Source organism: bacterium, from assembly GCA_029210545.1.
In the GTDB taxonomy this organism is placed as follows: domain Bacteria; phylum BMS3Abin14; class BMS3Abin14; order BMS3Abin14; family BMS3Abin14; genus JARGFV01.
The window spans coordinates 1-5,340 of record JARGFV010000147.1; the positions used below are offsets into that span (position 1 = coordinate 1).

The following is a 5,340-nucleotide window of genomic DNA, read 5'->3' on the forward strand; positions in this document are numbered from 1 at the left end:
AAAGGGAGTGCATCCGGGATAATTGGGGTTCGGTCGTTTCCGTTTTGAGATAGGTCCGGATCTCGGCAACAGCTTTCAGAAGCAGGCCTGCATTCTCCTTTACGGTGGATAAAAGGGGGTCATCACCCTTTCCCTCACGAACCAGCTGTTTCATCTCCTCACCGTTGACAGCGTCAGAGATAATGCGTTCACTCTGGTCGATCATGGTCCAGCCCCGCTTGTCGATCACTCCCCCGAAAATTCCCCCCTTGCCCATCTGGTCGAGCATGACCAGGCTGCCCCCCTCCAGGGCCATCTGGTAGGCCTGGTTGACGAGGATCTGGAGGCTGAAGATCTGGACATCGTCGCCCCTCCGGCTGGCAGCGTCAGAATGTTGAAACGCTGCCGGCGTGAAAACTGAAGACAGCACTGTCAGGACAAAGACGAAAACTGCAGGCCTGGTTTTCATAATGGAACCCCCGGTGCTGGTGAAACCGGTTTATTCACCCCCGCCCGCTCGCTCGCTTCACTCGGGCTTGGTGTTTTGCGTTTTGGGTATAATTCTCAATCCTCTTTCCCTGTGTCTGCCAGCGATCAACTACAAGTATAAACGCTGATCTGCGGAATGGAAACACCCGGGAAAAAGGTTCTGGGAAAAGCAGTGCGATGTGCGTTCGTGCGTAAGTGCGCGGGTACCAGGATACCTGAATACAAGGTAGGGCTTCACTCACACAGAGACTTGATAAACTGATAACTTGACCCTGTTTGGGAGGTCTGGTGTCGATTGAGTGCATGCGTAGGTGTGCGAAGTTTGAACACGAGGTCTTTCGCAGCTACGCGTTCACGCTTAGCTCACGTACGAACGATCAGCCTTGCAGGAGTTCTTCAACGGTTCTGGCGATATTCTCTGCCGTGAACCCGAACTTTACCATGTTCGTGCCCCCCGGGGCCGAAGAACCGAAACGGTTGATACCGATGATCTTCCCTCCACTGCCTGTGTACCGGTCCCACCCGAAGGGGGAGGCAGCTTCAACCGCGACCCGGGCGGTGAGTTCGGGCGGCAGCACCTCCCGCCGGTACGCTTCGGATTGCCGCTCGAACAGTTCGAAGCTCGCCATGTTGACCACCCGGACGTGGATGCCTTTCACGTCCAGCAGCTTCATGGCTCCCAGTGCCGGACCGACCTCGGACCCGGAAGCGATGATGATCGCCCTCCGGTCATTCCCGGTTTCGGCGAGGACGTAAGCCCCTCTCCGGATGGACGAGGCCGGCGGACAGGCGCTCCGGTCGATTGGCTGGACTGTCTGGCGGGTCAGGACAAGGGCGGCAGGTCCGTCCAGCTGCAGGGAGATCTTCCACGCTTCGGCGGTCTCGGCCGCATCGGCAGGTCGCAGATCCACAAACCCCGGAATGGACCTGATGGAAGCCAGCTGCTCGACAGGCTGGTGGGTCGGACCGTCTTCCCCAAGCCCGATGCTGTCGTGGGTCAGGATGTAGGTGACGTTCGCTCCCGAGAGGGCCGAAAGGCGCATGGAAGGTTTCATGTAGTCGGAAAAGATGAGGAAGGTACCCACGTAGGGGTGAAGAGCGCCGTGAAGGGCCATGCCGTTGGCCATGGCGGCCATCCCGTGTTCCCGGACACCGAAGTGAAAGTTCCGTCCTGCCCTGTCGTGCCTGGAGAAAGCGGGTTCACCCTTTATGAAAGTGTTGTTGGACGGAGCCAGGTCCGCGGAGCCTCCCAGGAGCCGGGGCAGAGCGGGGGCCAGGGCGTTAATGACCTTCCCGGAGGCGGCCCTGGTGGCCATGGCTTCTCCGGAAAGATCCGGCACCATATCCTCCCACCCGTCCGGGAGTTCCTTGCTCCACATCTGCCTCCACTGGGCGGCCAGATCCGGATACCGTCTCTCGTACCCGGCGAAAATCTCCTCCCAGGCGGTTTGGGCGGCCTCACCGCCATGAACAACCTGGGCAAAGTGCGCCTTGACCTCATCCGGGATCGTGAAGGCCGCCTCAAGAGGCCACCCGAGGTTCTGCCTGGTCAGGCGGATCTCATCCTCTCCAAGAGGGGAGCCGTGGACGCCGGATGTGTCCTGTTTGTTGGGGCTTCCGAAACCGATATGGGTTCTGACAGCGATGATGGAGGGACGGCCGGTTTCCCCGCGTGCTTTGTCGACAGCGGATTCGATGGCGTCGATATCGTTCCCGTCGGATACCTCCTGGGTGTGCCAGCCGTAGGCGGCAAAACGGGCCATTGAGTCCTCGGTGAAAGCCAGGTCCGTGGATCCGTCGATGGAGATGTGGTTATCGTCGTAAAGGACGACGAGCTTCCCCAGTCCAAGGTGTCCGGCCAGGGAACAGGCCTCCGAGGCGACTCCCTCCATGAGGTCCCCGTCACTGGCGATGACGTATGTGAAGTGGTCGACGATCTCAAGATCCGGCCGGTTAAATACCGCGGCCAGGTGGGCCTCCGCAATGGCCATGCCGACAGCGTTGGAGATTCCCTGGCCAAGGGGGCCGGTGGTCACTTCCACCCCGGGTGTGAGGTGGTTTTCGGGGTGTCCCGGCGTTCGCGAGCCCCACTGCCTGAAATCCATCAGATCGTCGAGGCTCAGGTCGTAACCGGTAAGGTGCAGCAGGGAATACAGGAGCATTGAGCCGTGTCCGGCCGACAGGATGAACCGGTCCCTGTCGGGCCACAGGGGGTTGCGCGGGTTGTGCTTCATGGACCTTTTCCAGAGGACATAGCCCATGGCCGCGGCGCCCATGGGCATTCCCGGGTGGCCGCTGTTGGCTTTCTGGACGCCGTCCACGGCGAGCATCCGGATGGTGTTTACCGCAAGGTTTTCGATAGTGCTCATATGGATCTCCTGAGTGTGAAATTTGAAATAAGTTTTGATTACCTAACAGCCGAAAATGGGGGTGTCAAGGAAAGCAGTAATCAGTAACCGGTGATCAGTAATCAGTACAGGAAAATCGGAGATCATGGATCGGATGATCCAACGTGGTGTTCTGGTTTCTGACTGCTGGCTACTGCCCTTCACGGTCCTCCTGTCTCCACATCCTCGATGGCGGCTATCATCTCCTCCGGCACCGTGGTGGGGGCCCGGCAGATGAAATCCTTGCAGACGTAGGCGGTGGCCAGGCCTTCGAAGGTACGGATATCCCTGGCGTAGGGGATAAGCCGTGCGACCTCGGTGTTTCGGGTGGTCGAGGGGATGAACACCGCCACCATGTTGGGGCAGTAAGCCTTTCTCAGGGCCGAGACCATCTCAAGGGTGTCGGGCCTGGAAGGATCACCGGTGATGATGACCTCTGCCGAGGAGTTGAGGGCCATGTTGAACACGGAGATCAGATGAGCGTGGGCAGCTGGATACTTTGCCATGTTTCCAGCGAACGCTTTCCCGATTTGGGCGACTTTTTCCTCGTAGTCGGGTTTGGCCGTCAACCTTCCTATCCTCAGCAGGTTCATGGCTGCTACCGCGTTCCCTGACGGTACGGCGCCGTCGGCGGCGAACTTGTGACGGACAGGCAGTGGACCGCTTCCCCTCGGGCTGAAAAAGAGCCCGCCGCCGTCGTCGTCCCAGTGCAGTCCGATCATCTCCTCGGCCAGTGATATGGCTCCTGTGAGATATGGCGGACGGAAGGTAGCCTGGTAAAGCTCCATGAGTCCCCAGAGGAGATATGAGTAATCGTCCAGGAAGGCCGGCACCGTTGCCTTCTCGCTGTACCTGATGTGGAGAAGCTGCCCTTCGCTTCCCCTCATCCTCTCGCTGACAAAGACGCCGGCTTTTTCGGCGGCGTGGGCGTAGTCCATGTTGTCGAAGGCCCCGGCCGCTTTGGCAAGTGATGCGATCATGAGCCCGTTCATGTCGGTCTGGACCTTCAAGTCAGTGAAGGGCCTGACCCGCTGCTCCCGGGCCTCCATGAGCTTTGAGGTGATCTTTTTAACCGCCTCAGCGAGCTGCGCCGGGGACATACCCAGTTGCGGGGCGGCCGCGTCGAGGGCCGCTGATCGAAAAAGGACGTGGCGCTCCCCTGATCCCCCATCCCCCTCGATCAGCCCGGTCTCGTTGGAAAGGTTAAAAATGAACCGCGCGATCCTGTTGTCCACCCCGTCGAGGACCTCTTCGATCTCTCCTGGTGTCCAGGTGTAAAACCTGCCCTCCACCCCTTCGCTGTCGGCGTCCACGGCGGTGTAAAATCCACCATCAGGACCGGTCATCTCCCTGAGAACGAAGTCCAGGATCCCCTCGGAGAACTCCTTGAACTCCTCCTCCCCTGTCGCCCTGTAAGCCTCGGTGGCGGCCATGGAAACGAGGGCCTGGTCGTAGAGCATCTTCTCGAAGTGAGGCACGGTCCAGGCGGCGTCGGTGGAGTAACGGTGTATCCCGCCGCCGATGTGATCGTAAATACCGCCCAGCCTCATGGCCCGCAGGCTTTTCCGGACCATCTCCATGGCCCTCGGTTCGGAATTTCTCTTCCCGTAGTGGAGGAGGAAAAGGAGGTTGACCGGAGTCGGGAACTTTGGTGCGGAGCCGAATCCGCCGTGCCGGGTATCGAACTGTCCAAACATCTGTCCGAAAGTCTGGCCGATAAGGGATTTCCCTGGTCTTCCGACAGGTCTGGGAGTCAGCGCTTCACAGATCGACTTGACCACGTCCTCGGCAGCCGCCACGGCCTTGGGTCTCCTTCGGTTCCAGAGATCCCTGACCTTGGGTATGAGTTCCAGCATCCCCATTCGTCCATGGCTCGATTCACGGGGAAAGTAGGTGCCGGCGAAAAACGGTTTCTTGTCAGGCGTCATGATGACGTTGAGGGGCCATCCGCCGGTACCGGTCATCTGCTGGCAGACGTTCATGAAGAGGTGGTCCAGGTCGGGACGCTCCTCGCGGTCCACCTTGATGCACACGAAGGTTTCGTTGAGGAGCGCTGCGACCTCCGGGTCGCTGAACGACTCGGCCTCCATGACGTGGCACCAGTGGCAGGTTGAGTAGCCGATGGACAGGAGAACCGGTTTGTCCTCGGCGGTGGCTTTCATGAACGCCTTGGAAGACCACGGATACCAGTTAACCGGGTTCCGGGCGTGCTGGAGAAGGTAGGGGCTGCCGGACCTGGAAAGCCGGTTTGCCTTTCCTCCTGGTGTTTTGTTCAAAAGATCCTCCCCAGGAATGTGGATGAACAGTCTGCGAGTCTACAGTTTACGGTTTACAGTAAACTGTGACGGCTGAAAACTCGAAATCCGCGATTGGTCTGGGCCGGCCTCCGGTCGGGGTGTCTGAGGGGGCTGTTTTTGACACGCCGGTCCTGGTACCTGGACTTTTCGGCATCGACGCCACCCGCCGACCCCGAAGTCCCGACCAA

The 5,340-nt window shown here is 59.5% G+C and carries 3 protein-coding genes; all 3 read right to left on the reverse strand.

The annotated features are described in order from the left end of the window. Nucleotides 1-448, reverse strand: a 448-nt coding sequence (locus P1S46_11320) for a hypothetical protein (GenBank protein ID MDF1537065.1), incomplete at its 3' end; no start/stop codon positions are given. Between the two features lie 397 nt (nucleotides 449-845). Next, nucleotides 846-2,837 (reverse strand): transketolase, encoded by a 1,992-nt coding sequence (gene tkt / locus P1S46_11325; protein MDF1537066.1) that lies wholly within the window; start codon nucleotides 2,835-2,837, stop codon nucleotides 846-848. Nucleotides 2,838-3,016: 179 nt separating this feature from the next. Then, on the reverse strand, nucleotides 3,017-5,131 hold the full coding sequence (locus P1S46_11330; protein ID MDF1537067.1) for a thioredoxin domain-containing protein: 2,115 nt from the start codon (nucleotides 5,129-5,131) through the stop codon (nucleotides 3,017-3,019). Nucleotides 5,132-5,340 lie beyond the last annotated feature (209 nt).

What these genes read in the sequence shown, in the direction of transcription:
- tkt (MDF1537066.1), bottom strand. Translation starts at nt 2,837, where the DNA reads ATGAGCACTATCGAAAACCTTGCGGTAAACACCATCCGGATGCTCGCC.